Origin of the sequence: Burkholderia sp. M6-3 (assembly GCF_050858985.1) — a bacterium.
Taxonomy (GTDB): Bacteria; Pseudomonadota; Gammaproteobacteria; order Burkholderiales; family Burkholderiaceae; genus Paraburkholderia; species Paraburkholderia caledonica.
Window position 1 is genome coordinate 3,540,766 of the sequence record NZ_CP110090.1, and the last position, 13,988, is coordinate 3,554,753.

Annotated in this window: 16 protein-coding genes; all 16 read right to left on the reverse strand. The window is 63.4% G+C overall.

All coding sequences use genetic code 11. The features are described 5' to 3' along the window. Window positions 1–5: 5 nt before the first annotated feature. Window positions 6–593, reverse strand: a complete 588-nt coding sequence (gene hisB, locus OH764_RS15475; protein WP_015003873.1) for an imidazoleglycerol-phosphate dehydratase HisB — start codon at window positions 591–593, stop codon at window positions 6–8. A gap of 87 nt (window positions 594–680) precedes the next feature. Then, window positions 681–1,751 carry a pyridoxal phosphate-dependent aminotransferase gene (gene hisC, locus OH764_RS15480; RefSeq protein WP_498847364.1) on the reverse strand — a complete coding sequence of 357 codons (1,071 nt, stop codon included), beginning with the start codon at window positions 1,749–1,751 and terminating at the stop codon, window positions 681–683. 305 nt (window positions 1,752–2,056) lie between these two features. After that, window positions 2,057–3,379, reverse strand: a complete 1,323-nt coding sequence (gene hisD, locus OH764_RS15485) for a histidinol dehydrogenase (protein ID WP_020070643.1) — start codon at window positions 3,377–3,379, stop codon at window positions 2,057–2,059. A gap of 61 nt (window positions 3,380–3,440) precedes the next feature. Next, the gene (gene hisG / locus OH764_RS15490; protein ID WP_020070642.1) at window positions 3,441–4,139 is read right to left on the reverse strand and encodes an ATP phosphoribosyltransferase; all 699 of its coding nucleotides are present in this window, start codon (window positions 4,137–4,139) and stop codon (window positions 3,441–3,443) included. Next, window positions 4,136–5,398 carry a UDP-N-acetylglucosamine 1-carboxyvinyltransferase gene (murA, locus tag OH764_RS15495; protein WP_204523740.1) on the reverse strand — a complete coding sequence of 421 codons (1,263 nt, stop codon included), beginning with the start codon at window positions 5,396–5,398 and terminating at the stop codon, window positions 4,136–4,138. The genes hisG and murA overlap by 4 nt, the downstream gene beginning before the upstream one ends. Before the next feature lie 111 nt (window positions 5,399–5,509). Next, on the reverse strand, window positions 5,510–5,749 hold the full coding sequence (locus tag OH764_RS15500; RefSeq protein WP_006052280.1) for a BolA family protein: 240 nt from the start codon (window positions 5,747–5,749) through the stop codon (window positions 5,510–5,512). 14 nt (window positions 5,750–5,763) lie between these two features. Further along, complete coding sequence (locus OH764_RS15505; protein ID WP_498847365.1) at window positions 5,764–6,528, reverse strand: ABC-2 transporter permease; 765 nt, start codon at window positions 6,526–6,528, stop codon at window positions 5,764–5,766. Beyond that, window positions 6,525–7,457, reverse strand: a complete 933-nt coding sequence (locus tag OH764_RS15510) for an ABC transporter ATP-binding protein (RefSeq protein ID WP_020070639.1) — start codon at window positions 7,455–7,457, stop codon at window positions 6,525–6,527. Before OH764_RS15510 ends, OH764_RS15505 begins: the two co-directional genes overlap by 4 nt. 194 nt (window positions 7,458–7,651) lie before the next feature. Beyond that, window positions 7,652–7,945 (reverse strand): STAS domain-containing protein, encoded by a 294-nt coding sequence (locus tag OH764_RS15515; protein ID WP_408201832.1) that lies wholly within the window; start codon window positions 7,943–7,945, stop codon window positions 7,652–7,654. Further along, window positions 7,942–8,574, reverse strand: coding sequence for an MlaC/ttg2D family ABC transporter substrate-binding protein (locus OH764_RS15520; RefSeq protein ID WP_498847366.1), 633 nt, complete (start codon window positions 8,572–8,574; stop codon window positions 7,942–7,944). Before OH764_RS15520 ends, OH764_RS15515 begins: the two co-directional genes overlap by 4 nt. Window positions 8,575–8,688: 114 nt before the next feature. Continuing rightward, window positions 8,689–9,744 carry an MlaA family lipoprotein gene (locus OH764_RS15525; RefSeq protein WP_498847367.1) on the reverse strand — a complete coding sequence of 352 codons (1,056 nt, stop codon included), beginning with the start codon at window positions 9,742–9,744 and terminating at the stop codon, window positions 8,689–8,691. 11 nt (window positions 9,745–9,755) lie between these two features. Continuing rightward, window positions 9,756–10,286, reverse strand: a complete 531-nt coding sequence (gene mlaD, locus OH764_RS15530; protein ID WP_498847368.1) for an outer membrane lipid asymmetry maintenance protein MlaD — start codon at window positions 10,284–10,286, stop codon at window positions 9,756–9,758. Window positions 10,287–10,370: 84 nt separating this feature from the next. Continuing rightward, window positions 10,371–11,138: a lipid asymmetry maintenance ABC transporter permease subunit MlaE gene (gene mlaE, locus OH764_RS15535; RefSeq protein ID WP_498848839.1), complete on the reverse strand. Its 768-nt coding sequence runs from the start codon at window positions 11,136–11,138 to the stop codon at window positions 10,371–10,373. Window positions 11,139–11,146: 8 nt separating this feature from the next. Beyond that, window positions 11,147–11,968 carry an ABC transporter ATP-binding protein gene (locus OH764_RS15540; RefSeq protein ID WP_498847369.1) on the reverse strand — a complete coding sequence of 274 codons (822 nt, stop codon included), beginning with the start codon at window positions 11,966–11,968 and terminating at the stop codon, window positions 11,147–11,149. Window positions 11,969–12,061: 93 nt separating this feature from the next. Then, window positions 12,062–13,174 (reverse strand): thiamine phosphate synthase, encoded by a 1,113-nt coding sequence (thiE, locus tag OH764_RS15545; RefSeq protein ID WP_498847370.1) that lies wholly within the window; start codon window positions 13,172–13,174, stop codon window positions 12,062–12,064. Continuing rightward, on the reverse strand, window positions 13,171–13,986 hold the full coding sequence (locus tag OH764_RS15550; RefSeq protein WP_498847371.1) for a thiazole synthase: 816 nt from the start codon (window positions 13,984–13,986) through the stop codon (window positions 13,171–13,173). Before OH764_RS15550 ends, thiE begins: the two co-directional genes overlap by 4 nt. Window positions 13,987–13,988: the final 2 nt, after the last annotated feature.

A 13,988-nucleotide genomic window follows, 5' to 3' on the forward strand; every position in this document is an offset into this window, starting at 1 on the left:
GTCGCTTAAAGGCTGCCCTTGGTCGACGGAATCTGTCCCGCCGCGCGCTCGTCCAGCTCGACAGCCATGCGCAGCGCACGACCGAAAGCCTTGAACACCGTTTCCAGTTGATGGTGAGCGTTCAGGCCGCGCAGGTTGTCGATATGCAGCGTGACGCCCGCGTGGTTCACAAAGCCGCGGAAAAATTCGATCGACAGATCGACGTCGAACGTGCCGATGCGCGCGCGCGTGAACGGCACGTGAAATTCGAGTCCCGGACGGCCGGAAAAGTCGATTACGACACGTGAAAGCGCTTCGTCGAGCGGCACATACGAGTGGCCATAGCGGCGAATGCCCTTTCGGTCGCCGATTGCTTTTGCCACGGCCTGACCGAGCGTGATGCCGGTGTCTTCGACAGTATGGTGGTCGTCGATGTGCAGGTCGCCATGCGCTTCGATGTCGAGATCGAACAGGCCATGCCGCGCGATCTGGTCGAGCATGTGGTCCAGAAACGGCACGCCGGTGGCCAGCTTTTGCTGACCGGTGCCGTCCAGATTGATCTTGACACGGATCTGCGTTTCGCTGGTATTGCGAACGACTTCCGCAAGGCGCATGGTAATTCCTCGAATCTAGCTGTGAAGCGATAGTAGTGTGGGGTGGGAGCGGCGAGCCGCTGCTTGCCGCGGCTTGTCGCCGTTCGCTCAGTGCAGCACGAGTTTCAGCGCGGCGAGCAATTGGGCGTTTTCTTCGGGAGAACCGACGGTCAAACGCACACAATTGGCGAGCAGTGCATGCATTTTACTCACGTTTTTGATCAAAACCCGCGCGGCGAGCAGGGTTTCGAACAGAACCGAAGCGTCGGGCACGCGCACCAGCAGAAAGTTGCCGGCGCTCGGGAACACTTCGGCGCCCGGCAATTCGGCCACGGCCTGCGCGAGTTTCGTGCGCTCGTCGCGCAATTGCGCGGCTTGCGAGTCGAGCATGTCGACGTGATCCAGCAGGAAGTCCGCCGCCGCCTGGGTCAACACGTTGGTGTTGTAGGGCGGGCGCACCTTGTCCAGTTCGGTCAGCCAGGCGGGCTTGCCGACCAGATAACCGAGACGGATGCCGGCGAGACCCAGCTTCGACACCGTGCGCATCACGACGACGTTGTCGAACGCGTCGGCGCGCGGCAGCCAGCTTCGCTGCGCGAACGGCTGGTACGCTTCGTCAATCACCACGAGACTTTTCGTCGCTGCGGCGATGATGCGCTCCATGTCGGCATCGTCGAATAACGTGCCCGTGGGGTTGTTCGGGTAGGCGAGATAGACGACCGCTGGCTCGTGTTCCGCGATTGCCGCGAGCATGGCTTGCGTGTCGAGCGTGAAGTCGGCGTTCAGCGGCACGCCGATGAACTCCAGATTCGCGAGCTTCGCCGACATCTGATACATGACGAAGCCCGGTACCGGCGCCAGCACCTTGGCGCCCGGCTTCGCGCACGCGATCGACACCATACTGATGATCTCGTCGGAGCCGTTGCCGAGCAGCACGTCGCAGCCGGCCGGCACACCCATTACGCGCTTGATTTTCTCTATCAGCGCTTCGGGGCGCGGCGCCGGGTAACGGTTGAGCGCGACGCCCGCCAGATGCTCGCCAAGATGCGCGGCCAGCACCGGCGGCAGCGGAAACGGGTTTTCCATTGCGTCGAGCTTGATGTAGCCGGTCGCGTCTGCAACGGGATAGCTCGTCATCGCGAGCACGTCGCGTCGGATGATGTCTTGAGGTGTCGTCATAGGTCAGTTGGCTGGCCGCGCGTGTCGCACGCGTCTGGCGCATGAAACGCGTCGGACGCGCCTTGTTTTGCAGCGGCTCGCCGCGTCGGGTTGGTCTGCGTTGTCGTTATTGGATACGAGTTCGTCAACAGGAGTTGCGCGGTAAGCGGCGAACCGTGCGGCATCGATGCATTGGCTGCGTACCGTTCCCGCCTTGTGCGCAGTTCGGGCGCCGGTCACTCGAGTTGCATAGGCCGCTTCGATCGCCGCCGCTGTGATCAGCCGGTCAACCGATTCGCGTAGCCGCCTTGCCGCTCCAGCCGCGCTCAGCCGCTATGCCGCATCCGGTACTCGGCGCTGCGCGCGTGCGCCTGCAAGCCCTCGCCGTAAGCCAGTTCGGCGGCGATCTCGCCAAGCGTCTGCGCGCCTTCCGCGCTCACTTCGATCACGCTCGAGCGCTTGAAGAAATCGTAGACGCCCAACGGCGACGAGAACCGTGCGGTGCGAGACGTGGGCAAAACGTGGTTCGGCCCCGCGCAGTAGTCGCCGAGACTCTCGCTCGTATAGCGACCGAGGAAAATTGCGCCCGCGTGGCGGATCAACTGCCCCCACTGATGCGGCTCCAGCGCCGAAATTTCGAGGTGTTCCGGCGCGATGTCGTTGGCGATCGCGCAAGCCTCCGCCATATCGCGCACCTTGATGAGCGCGCCGCGCCCTTCCAGCGACGCCTGGATAACATCCCGGCGCGGCATGGTGGGCAAGAGTTCGTTGATCGCGTCGTTCACGCGGCCGATGAACGCGTCGTCCGGGCACAGCAGAATGGACTGCGCGAGCTCGTCGTGCTCGGCTTGCGAGAACAGGTCCATCGCGACCCAACGCGGGTCGGTCGTACCGTCGCACAGCACGAGAATTTCCGATGGCCCCGCAATCATGTCGATGCCGACTGTGCCGAACACGCGCCGCTTGGCCGATGCCACATACGCATTGCCCGGACCGCAAATCTTGTCGACAGCCGGCACGGTTTGCGTGCCGTACGCGAGCGCGCCGACGGCCTGCGCGCCGCCAATCGTGAATACTCGATCCACGCCGCCGAGCAAGGCCGCCGCCAGCACGAGCGGGTTCTTCACGCCGTCCGGCGTGGGCACCACCATGACGATTTCGCGCACACCGGCCACGCGCGCCGGAATCGCATTCATCAGCACCGACGACGGGTACGCTGCCTTGCCGCCCGGCACGTAAATGCCCGCGCGATCGAGCGGCGTGACCTTCTGGCCGAGCACGGTGCCGTCGGCTTCCGTGTATTGCCAGCTATGGCTGCCACACTCGATCTTCTGCTTCTCGTGATAGCCGCGCACGCGCGCCGCCGCCGCTTCGAGCGCCGCGCGCCGCTTCGGCTCGAGACCTTCGAGCGCCGCTTCGAGTTCCGACATCGGCAGCTCTAACGCGGCAACGCTGTTCGCGCTCAGGCGGTCGAAGCGGTTCGTGTATTCGAGCACCGCCGCGTCGCCGCGCGCCTTGACGTCGCTGAGAATCTGCGCGACCGAGCGCTCGATTGCTTCGTCTTCGCTCGCCTCGAACGCGAGCACCGCATGCAGTGACTTCTGGAAGTCGCGAGCAGTGGAATCGAGTTTGCGAATCTTGATAGACATACGGGTATCCGTTTCGGTAAGGCGCGCTTTAGAGCAAAGTCAAACTGGCTCGATCCGCCTGTCAGGCCGCGGCAAGACCGGCTTTCGTCGCGCGTTCGAACGCGTCGAGAATCGGCCGCAATGCGGCGCGCTTGAGCTTCAGCGCCGCCTGGTTCACAACGAGGCGCGACGAAATCTGCATGATCTCCTCGACCTCCACGAGATTGTTGGCGCGCAACGTGTTGCCCGAACTGACCAGGTCGACGATGGCGTCCGCGAGTCCGACGAGCGGCGCCAGTTCCATGGAACCGTACAACTTGATCAGGTCGACGTGAACACCCTTGGCGGCAAAATGCTCACGTGCGGTTTCGACGTACTTGGTTGCCACGCGCAAGCGGGCGCCCTGGCGCACCGCGTTCGCATAATCGAAACCCGCCGCAACCGCGACCGACATCCGGCAGCGCGCGATGTCCAGATCCACCGGCTGATACAGGCCGCTGCCGCCGTGTTCGAGCAACACGTCTTTGCCGGCCACGCCGAAATCGGCCGCGCCGTATTCCACATAGGTCGGCACATCGGTCGCGCGCACGATGATCACGCGCAGATTAGCGTCGGTAGTCGGCAAAATCAGCTTGCGCGAGGTCTCCGGATCTTCGGCTACTTCTATGCCGGCTGCAGCCAGTAGCGGCAGCGTTTCCTCAAAGATACGCCCCTTCGACAAAGCAAGCGTAAGCGGCGCGCTGACCGCCGGCGAGCTCGACGTTTGCGGCATCGAACTCATGCCTGGCTCCCGGCGATGCGGCGCACCTTTGCGCCAATCGCGTTGAGCTTGGTTTCCATGCGGTCATAGCCGCGGTCGAGGTGATAAATGCGGTCGATCAGCGTCTCGCCTTCCGCACGCAAAGCAGCGATCACGAGACTGGCCGACGCGCGCAGGTCCGTTGCCATCACCTTGGCGCCGGAGAGCTTGTCGACGCCGGTCACGAGCGCGGTCTTGCCGTCGGTTGTGATGTTGGCGCCGAGACGGTTCAACTCCTGCACGTGCATGAAGCGATTTTCGAAGATCGTTTCGACAACCTGCGCCTTGCCGTCCGCCACCGTATTCAGCGCCATGAACTGCGCCTGCATGTCGGTCGGAAACGCCGGGTACTCGGAAGTGCGGAACGACACGGCATTCGGACGCTTGTCCATGCGCACGCGCATCCAGTCGTCGCCTTCCTCGATTGTCACGCCGGCTTCGCGCAATTTGTCGGTCACCGCTTCCAGAATCTGTGGACGCACGTGGCGCAAGGTGACGTCGCCGCCCGCCGCGGCCACCGCGCACAGGAACGTGCCGGCTTCGATCCGGTCCGGAATGACGGTGTGCTTTGCACCGTGCAGCTTGTCCACGCCCTGAATGACGAGGCGGTCAGTGCCGATGCCCTCGATCTTCGCGCCCATCTGCACGAGCAGATGCGCAAGGTCGCCGACTTCGGGTTCGCGCGCCGCGTTTTCGATGATCGTCTCGCCTTCCGCAAGCACCGCCGCCATCAGCAGGTTTTCGGTTCCGGTCACCGTGATCATGTCGGTGATGATGCGTGCGCCCTTCAGGCGCTCCGCGCGCGCTTCGATAAAGCCGTGCTCGATGGTGATCTCGGCGCCCATGGCCTGCAGGCCCTTGATGTGCTGATCCACCGGGCGCGCGCCGATCGCGCAACCGCCTGGCAGCGACACGCGCGCGTGGCCGAAACGCGCGACCAGCGGGCCCAGCACCAGGATCGACGCGCGCATGGTCTTCACCATCTCATACGGCGCGACGAGGTTATCCACCTTCGATGCGTCGAGCGACACGCGCCCGTTGCCGCTTTCAATGCGCACGCCCATCTGGCCGAGCAGCTTGAGCATCGTGCGCACGTCCTGCAAATCCGGCACGTTATCCAGTTCCACCGGCTCCGCGCTCAGCAGACTGGCGCACAGGATCGGCAGCGCCGCGTTCTTCGCGCCCGAGACAACGACCTCACCCGACAGCGGGTAGCCACCTTCAATGACGAGTTTGTCCATGCCTGTCTGTTCCTGATCGACCCGGACTTCAGCCGGGACTGCTTTGAATGTGTTCGACGCGCCGCTGCCGGCGTCGCGCCCTTCCTGAGTAATTCGCACTAAATTTCCAGATTACGCGTTCTGCCATTCGGCGGGCGTCAGCGTTTTCATGCTGAGCGCGTGGATTTCTTCGCGCATGCGGTCACCGAGTGCCGCATACACGAGTTGATGACGCTGGATCAGCCGCTTGCCCTCGAAGCTCGGGGAAACGATGGTCGCAAAGAAATGCTGACCGTCGCCTTCGACTTCGAGATGCTGGCAGGCAAGCCCAGCGGCGATGTATTGCTTGACCTGTTCGGGAGTCGGCAACATGAGAAAAGCTCCTGTCAGTGGCGCAGCTTGTAGCCGGACGCGAGCATGCGCATCGCCACCACGGCCAGCACCACGAAGAAACCGGCGACAATCGCGAGGCTCACGAGCGGATTGATATCCGACATCCCGAAGAAACCGTAGCGAAAGCCGTCGATCATGTAGAAAAAAGGATTGAGCCGCGACACCTCGCGCCATACCGGCGGCAACGTATGTGTGGAGTAGAACACGCCCGAGAGAAACGTGAGCGGCATGATCAGGAAGTTCTGGAACGCGGCGAGCTGGTCGAACTTTTCGGCCCAGATACCCGCAATCAGACCCAGCGTGCCGAGAATCGCAGCGCCGCAAATGGCGAACAGAATGATGTATAGCGGCGCGACGAAACTGATCGGCACGAACCAGATCGTCACGATGAACACACCGAAGCCGACCGCAAGCCCACGCGCGACCGCCGCGAGAACGTAGGCACCGAACATCTCGTAATGCGACAACGGCGGCAACAGCACGAACACCAGATTACCGGTGATTTTCGACTGGATCAGCGACGACGAACTGTTCGCAAACGCGTTTTGCAACACGCTCATCATCACGAGGCCTGGAATCAGGAAGCTCGTGTATTCGACGCCCGGATAGACCTGTACATGGTCGCGCAATGCGTGGCCGAAAATGGTCAGATACAGCAGCGCGGTGATGATGGGCGCCAACACCGTCTGGAACGACACCTTCCAGAAGCGCAGAATTTCTTTGTAGAACAGCGTGCCGAAACCGCTATAGCCGCTCATGCGAGCCCCTCGATCACTTCCGGACCGTTCATCACCTGAACGAAAACGTCTTCGAGGTCGGCTTTGCGGACCTCGATTTCTTCGAATGTGCAACCCGCCGCACGGCATTGCGCGAGGATTTTCTCGACCTCGTCATAGCTCGTGAGACGCAGCAAGTGCTGACGGCCGTTGCCATTGCCCGCGCCGCCCTCGGCTTCGAGCGGCCGCAGTTCGGCCGGCAGCACGCCTTGTGCGAAGCGCACGAACAACTGCATGCCGGCAAAGCGTTGCAGCAAGGTGCTCGTGCGATCGAGCGCTACCACTTCGCCGCGGCGCAGCATCGCGATGCGGTCGCACAGCGATTCGGCCTCTTCCAGATAGTGCGTGGTCAGCACGATGGTGTGGCCTTCGCGATTCAGGCGCGAGATGAATTTCCACAGCGTCTGGCGCAACTCGACGTCGACGCCGGCCGTCGGCTCGTCGAGCACGATCACGGGCGGGCGGTGCACCAGCGCCTGCGCGACGAGCACGCGGCGCTTCATGCCGCCTGACAGTGCGCGCATGTTGGCGTCGGCTTTGTCGGTGAGATCGAGATTGGCCATGATCTCGTCGATCCACGCGTCGTTGTTGCGCAGCCCGTAATAGCCCGACTGGATACGCAACGTTTCGCGCACGGTGAAGAACGGATCGAACACCAGTTCCTGCGGCACCACGCCGAGCGCGCGGCGAGCCGCGCGGAAGTCGCCGACCACGTCGTGGCCGCGCACGGCAATGTTGCCCTCGTCGGCGCGCGCGAGGCCAGCGAGAATGCTGATGAGCGTTGTCTTGCCCGCGCCGTTCGGACCGAGGAGCCCGAAGAACTCGCCTTCTTCCACCGAGAGGCTGACGCCCTTGAGCGCCTGCAAGTCTTTGTAGCGCTTTTTGACGTTACGAATTTCTATGGCTGACATGACAGTGCGCCACGTGCGACGCGGCGCTTAAAGGAGCCCTGGGCGGGCGCAAAATGCGGGAAAGAAACGGAATTGGGGCCGGTTAGGCGGTCCGAACCGCGCCCCAAAAAACGCTTGATTATAGGGCAAAACGCAAAGGCCCTATCTCAGTAGCGGGGAGTGCGGAACGGCGCGATGAACGCTTCAGGAGAGCGTCAATGTCGCGCCGACAGCAGCGTATCGACGCCGTAGGCTTGCGCAAGACTGGCAAGGCCAGCCGGCAAATTGAGGATCTGGAAGGCGGCGCCGCGAGCCTGAGCGGCTCGCTGCCATGCGAGGAGCACGGCGAGCGCCGACGAATCGAACTGCGTAAGCGGCGCGCAATCGACCGCGCCCGCGCCCGCGGCAATGCGCTCAAGACCCGCCGCAAGCGCGGCATTCGCGCTCGCGTGGGTCAGCGTTGCGCCGCTCGCAAAGCGATTTGCGACGGGGCTCAGCACTTCGCTCACGACTGCTTGCCCGCGGCGAGTTGCTGATTGCGCTGCGTGAGGAACTGGATCAGCCCGTCCACGCCCTTCTGCTGGATCTGCTCGTTGAACTGCTGCTGATACGCCTGGATCAGCCACGCGCCGAGCACGTTGATGTCATAGACACGCCAGCCTTGCGGCGTCTTGTAAAGACGATAGTCGAGCTGGATCGGCGAGCCGTTGTTCAACACGACGGAGCGAACCACCGTGTCGGTGTCATCAGGATTCATGCGGAACGGCTTGTACTGGATCTGCTGGTCGCGCACCTGAGCAAGCGCGCCCGAATACGTGCGAATCAGCAGCATCTTGAACTGTTCGACGACCTGGTTCTGCTGCTCAGGCGTCGCCGTGCGCCAGTTGCGGCCCATTGCCAGCTGCGTGGTGCGGCGGAAATCCGTGTACGGCAGGATCTTCTGGTTGACGAGTTGCGTGATGTGCGAGATGTCGCCCTGCTGGATCGACTTGTCGGCATGTACGGCGTCGATCACCTGCTGCGTGACTGTTTTGACCAGAACGTCCGGCGCGCTACTGTCGACAGTCTGCGCAGAGGCACCCAAACTCGTGAACGAGAACAGCGCAACAAACAACGGAATCAGGAAAAATTTTTTCATATCGAGCCTTGCGTAAAAAATAGTGCAACCGTTTGAACCGACATTAACACGCGAGTTCAGCGGCAATCCATGCGCAAACTGCGAGAGTCGTATCGATCTGTTACGGCCACGCGGTCAGCGCAATTTGAATGACGGGATGTTGAACCGTGTGGGCGGCACAAGCTGTCCCGCCGGGATCTGCGTGGTTTCGGGGCCGCCGTTCAAATCGAGCGGCGGCGTTTCCGAGCTGCCCGAAGCGGACTCGGGCGCCGCGGCGTTGTTAGCCGTTCCGGTTCCCGAAGCGGCTTGCGGCGGCGTGGCGGCGCTCGCACCCGACGCGGCCGACGCCTTTGCGGCAGCACTGTTCGTTCCAGCCGCGCCCGCCGTTCCCGTCACCGCGCCTGCCGGCGCACCGGCGGCCGTGCCGTCGACGTCTTCGTATTTCGGCAGCGGCGCTTCGTCGCCATAGTTCGGCAACGCCTGCGACTGCTTGCCGTCCGACAGCAGATACTGACGACGCTGCAAATACGCGTTACGCACGAACGAATACTTGTCGAGCGCAGCGCCTTCCAGCACATCGCTTGCGTTAAGCAGATTCGCGCGCGTATTGACAATGTTGAGGCCGTACAGCGCCCAGCTCAAACCCGCCGGATCCACATAACTGAGCGGGTTCACATAGTAATTGCCGATGGAACCCACCGCGTCGCGCACCGTGCTCGGCCCGAACAGCGGCAGCACCAGGTACGGACCTGCCGGCACGCCATAGTGGCCGAGCGTCAGGCCGAGGTCGTTGTCGTGCTTGGGCAGCTTGGCGAGCGTCGCCACGTCGAACAAACCGCCGACACCGAAGACCGTGTTGATCACGATCCGCATGATGTCCTGCACGCCGTCGGTGATCTTCAACTGCAGCAGATTGTTCGCCGCGATGTAGACGTCGCCGATGTTCGAGAAGAAGTTAGTCACGCTGTCGCGAATCGGCTGCGGCGTGATGAACACGTAACCCTTTGCGACCGGCTTCAGCGCGTACTGGTCCAGCTTGTCGTTGACCGTGAAGATCGTGCGGTTCAAGCCTTCGAGCGGATCGCCCTTGGTGGGCGTCTGCACCGTGGTACAGCCCGCGAGCAGCGCGGCAGCGACGGCCAGTTTGGCCACCCGGAAGGCGCCAGCGCTCCCAGCGTGTGTGGTCTGCATTATTGTTCTCCTTATTGACCGGCGGAGCCGGAAGCAGGCAAAGCCGCCGCAGAGGCCGCGGATCCCGCGCCGGGCTTCGACGCCCCCGAATCAGCCGCTTTGCTATAGAGGAACTGTCCGATCAGGTTTTCGAGCACGATTGCCGATTGCGTCATCGAGATCGTGTCGCCGGCTTTGAGCATCTCGGAGTCGCCGCCCGGCTCCAGGCCAATGTATTGCTCGCCGAGAAGGCCCGAGGTCAGGATCTTTGCCGACGTGTCTTTCGGAAACTGGTATTGCTTGTCGATGTCGATAGTAACGACCGCCTGATAGGCGTTGCTGTCAAAACCAATCGAGCCGACGCGGCCAACCGTCACGCCCGCGCTCTTCACGGGCGCGCGCGCCTTCAATCCGCCGATATTGTCGAACTTCAGCTTAACCGGATAGGTCGCCTGGAACGACAGCGAGCTCATGTTGCCGGCCTTGAGCGCGAGGAACAGCAACGCCACAAAACCCAACACCACGAACAGGCCGACCCAGAAGTCGAGAGCAGTCTTTTTCATCGTCATCCCAAAGTGAATCTGCCGCGCCGTTACTCCGCCGCGCGCGCCACTGACGCGCCGCAGCGGAAAACATGCAGCGCAGTCTTAGCTGAACATCAGCGCGGTCAGCAGAAAATCGAGGCCGAGCACCGCAAGCGACGCGTACACAACGGTCTTCGTCGTGGCACGCGACACGCCTTCCGGCGTCGGCTTGGCTTCATAGCCCTGAAAGAGCGCCACGAACGTCACCGCGAGACCGAACACCACGCTCTTGACGACACCCGCGCCCACGTCGCGCCAGACATCCACGCCGCCTTGCATTTGCGACCAGAACGCACCGGCGTCCACACCGATCAGCAGCACGCCGACCACATAGCCACCCGCAACGCCTACCGCGCTGAAAATCGCGGCGAGAATCGGCATGGCAACGATGCCGGCCCACAGGCGCGGCGCGACCACGACCTTGACTGGATCGACCGCCATCATTTCCATCGCGGTCAATTGCTCGCCGGCCTTCATCAGGCCGATTTCAGCAGTGAGCGAGGTGCCCGCGCGACCGGCGAACAGCAGCGCCGTGACTACCGGCCCGAGTTCGCGCACGAGCGACAGCGCGACTAGCAGCCCAAGCGCCTGCTCGGAGCCGTAGCGATTCAACGTGTAGTAACCCTGCAGGCCGAGCACGAAGCCGACGAACAGCCCCGACACCGCGATGATCACCAGCGAATAATTACCTACGAAGTGGATCTGCTTCGTGACAAGACGCGGGCGGCGCAGCAGTGGGAAAAACTCGAGCACGAGGCGCAGGAAAAAGCGCGTCGCATAGCCGGCCGTGCCGAGCACGTCGAGCACCGAGCGGCCGACCGAGCTGATCAGTGAACCGATCATGACTGACCTCCGCCGACGCCGAAGTCCGCCGCCAACGGCGTCTTGCTCGGATAGTGAAATTTGAACGGGCCGTCTGGCGCGCCGTCGATAAACTGCCGCACCGTCGGGTCCGTGGACGCACGCAGTTGCGCAGGTGTGCCCTCGGCGTGGACGCCGCCGTTGGCCAGGAAATAAACGTAATCGGCGATCGCGAACGATTCCGGCACGTCGTGCGTCACCAGAATGGACGTCGCGCCGAGCGCCTGATTGAGCGCCCGGATGAGGTTCGCCGTGATGCCGAGCGAGATCGGATCGAGGCCGGCGAACGGCTCGTCGTACATCATCAGTTCGGGGTCGAGGGCGATGGCGCGCGCCAGCGCCACCCGCCGTGCCATACCTCCCGAAATCTCCGAGGGCAGCAGATCGCGCGCGCCGCGCAGGCCGACCGCGTTGAGCTTCATCAGCACGAGGTCGCGAATCAATTCCTCGGGAAGCTCCGTGTGCTCACGCAGCGCAAACGCGACGTTCTCGAACACCGACATGTCCGTAAACAGCGCGCCGAACTGGAACAACATGCCCATCTTGCGGCGCAACGCGTACAGGCCCTCGCGCGACTGTGCGCCGACGTTCTGGCCGTCGAACAGGATCTCGCCGCGCTGGGCGCGCACCAGACCGCCGATCAGCCGCAGCACCGTGGTCTTGCCACAACCCGAGCCGCCCATGACCGCGACGACCTGACCGCGCTTGAAGCGCAGATTCAGGTTCGACAGGACGAGCCGGTCGCCGTAACCGAAGTCGACATTGCGCAGCTCGAGTAAGGTCTCGGAGGGGGAAGACACTGACTGACAGTCCTTTTACACGGAAGGCCGAATTATAGGGCCATCATGCAAAAGTTGCCGTGAGGTGCCCTGTCCCTTAACGAATCATCGGGATTATCGCGTAAACCCTTGCTGCAGTGCGAAAACTGCGGCAGCGGGATCGGCGGCTTCGGTCACTGCGCGCACGACTGCGGCGCACCCCACGCCGGTCGCGAGCACCTCGGGCAAGACCTGCAGGTCGATCCCACCGATTGCGACCAGCGGCACGACGCCGTCAAGCAGCCGGACATAGCGGGCGAGGCGCTTGAGGCCCTGCGGCGCTGTGGGCATCACCTTGGTCGTGGTCGGAAACACCGCGCCCAACGCGATGTAACTGGGGCGAAAATGCAGCGCTTTCAGAATTTCGTAGAAACCGTGCGTCGAGAGTCCGAGCCGTACCCCCGCCGCGGCGAGCGCCGACAGATCCGCGGTATGCACATCTTCCTGGCCGAGGTGCACGCCGTAGGCGCCTGCATCGAGCGCGGCCTGCCAGTGGTCGTTGATGAACACCTGCGCGTCGTGTTGACGCCCCGCAGCAACGCAGCGAGCGATTTCGCGCTCAAGTTCGTCGGCGGGATGGGCGGACTTCCGGCGCAGTTGCACCGTTTTCACGCCGAAGCCGACCACCTTTTCGACCCACTCAGCGCTCGGCAGAACCGGATAGAGCCCGAGCCGCTCCGGGCAGCGCGGAAAGGCTTGGGCCGGCGCTTGCGGCAAACCGGCGAGGCGAGGGAAAGTGGCCAGATCGCACGGGAAAGCGTCACCCGCGGCGTTGGTCCGGGTTTCGTCGCCGTCGCGCCACGCGAGCGCCAGCACCAACGCGTCGTGCGGATCGAAACCGCAATCGAGAAATGCGGCCAGCGCGGGAATCCAGTCTTCCGCGAGATGCCCTTCAAGGCGATATTTCTCGCCGCCCAGGTGCAGCGTGGCCTTGTTCTCGGCGGCTTCGACCACCGCCGCGCCCTTTACCAGCCAGTGCGCCATCTGCTCGCCGTGTCGGGCGGCATCGGTGAGTACGATCAGGTCGCCGCCGTTCGGCTCGTCCGGCGCGGTCAGACAGATACGCCACGGCGCGTGGGTAGGCGGCCAGTCGCCAAGGCGCGCGCGGATGCGCTCGGTCGCCTCGGTGAGTTCGTCGGCGGGCGGCCAGAACAGGTCGCGGTCTTTCAAAGCCAATGTTTGCGTCATGCCGCGCTCCCGTCCTGATGCCAGAACGGCATGCCGACCACCGGCGTGCTCGCGTGCGCGCTCTCGCGCTCGGCCATCGGTCCCGCGAGAAACGCCTGGCGCCCCGCTTCGACGCCCAGCGCGAAAGCGCGCGCCATCGCGTCCGGATGCGTGGCCTGCGACACGGCCGTGTTCAGCAGCACCCCGTCGAAGCCCCATTCCATCACCTGCGCCGCATGCGACGGCACGCCAAGTCCGGCGTCGACAATGAGCGGCACGTCCGGCAGCCGCTCGCGCAGCACGCGCAAGCCGTACGGATTGATGACACCCTTGCCGGTGCCGATCGGCGCGCCCCACGGCATCAGCGCTTCGCAACCGGCATCCAGCAGACGGCGGCCGATCACGAGGTCTTCGGTGCAATACGGCAGCACCTTGAAGCCGTCTTTGACGAGCTTCACGGCCGCTTCGATCAGACCGACCGGATCGGGTTGCAACGTGTAATCGTCGCCGATCAGTTCGAGCTTGATCCACTCGGTCTCGAAAATTTCACGCGCCATGTGCGCAGTCGCCACGGCCTCGCCGACGGTCAGGCACCCTGCCGTATTGGGCAATAGCGGCACGCCATGGCGCTTGAGCAGATCGAAGAAGCCGGCTTCCGCGCCGCCTTCGCTCATCTGCCGGCGCAGCGCGACCGTCACCATGCCGGGTCGGGCTGCGTCGATGGAATCCGACAGCGATTGCAGCGACGGGTAACGCGACGTGCCAAGCAGCACGCGGCTCGCGAAGGGTTGGCCGTACAGCGCGAGCGCGTCGGCGGCCTGTGGGGTAGTCATTT

Coding starts and splice junctions, on each gene's coding strand:
- mlaD (WP_498847368.1), bottom strand. CDS start 10,286: ATGAAAAAGACTGCTCTCGACTTCTGGGTCGGCCTGTTCGTGGTGTTG.
- thiE (WP_498847370.1), bottom strand. CDS start 13,174: ATGACGCAAACATTGGCTTTGAAAGACCGCGACCTGTTCTGGCCGCCC.
- OH764_RS15550 (WP_498847371.1), bottom strand. CDS start 13,986: ATGACTACCCCACAGGCCGCCGACGCGCTCGCGCTGTACGGCCAACCC.
- hisD (WP_020070643.1), bottom strand. CDS start 3,379: ATGTCTATCAAGATTCGCAAACTCGATTCCACTGCTCGCGACTTCCAG.
- murA (WP_204523740.1), bottom strand. CDS start 5,398: ATGGACAAACTCGTCATTGAAGGTGGCTACCCGCTGTCGGGTGAGGTC.
- OH764_RS15500 (WP_006052280.1), bottom strand. CDS start 5,749: ATGTTGCCGACTCCCGAACAGGTCAAGCAATACATCGCCGCTGGGCTT.
- hisG (WP_020070642.1), bottom strand. CDS start 4,139: ATGAGTTCGATGCCGCAAACGTCGAGCTCGCCGGCGGTCAGCGCGCCG.
- OH764_RS15525 (WP_498847367.1), bottom strand. CDS start 9,744: ATGCAGACCACACACGCTGGGAGCGCTGGCGCCTTCCGGGTGGCCAAA.
- OH764_RS15505 (WP_498847365.1), bottom strand. CDS start 6,528: ATGAGCGGCTATAGCGGTTTCGGCACGCTGTTCTACAAAGAAATTCTG.
- OH764_RS15520 (WP_498847366.1), bottom strand. CDS start 8,574: ATGAAAAAATTTTTCCTGATTCCGTTGTTTGTTGCGCTGTTCTCGTTC.
- hisB (WP_015003873.1), bottom strand. CDS start 593: ATGCGCCTTGCGGAAGTCGTTCGCAATACCAGCGAAACGCAGATCCGT.
- hisC (WP_498847364.1), bottom strand. CDS start 1,751: ATGACGACACCTCAAGACATCATCCGACGCGACGTGCTCGCGATGACG.
- OH764_RS15510 (WP_020070639.1), bottom strand. CDS start 7,457: ATGTCAGCCATAGAAATTCGTAACGTCAAAAAGCGCTACAAAGACTTG.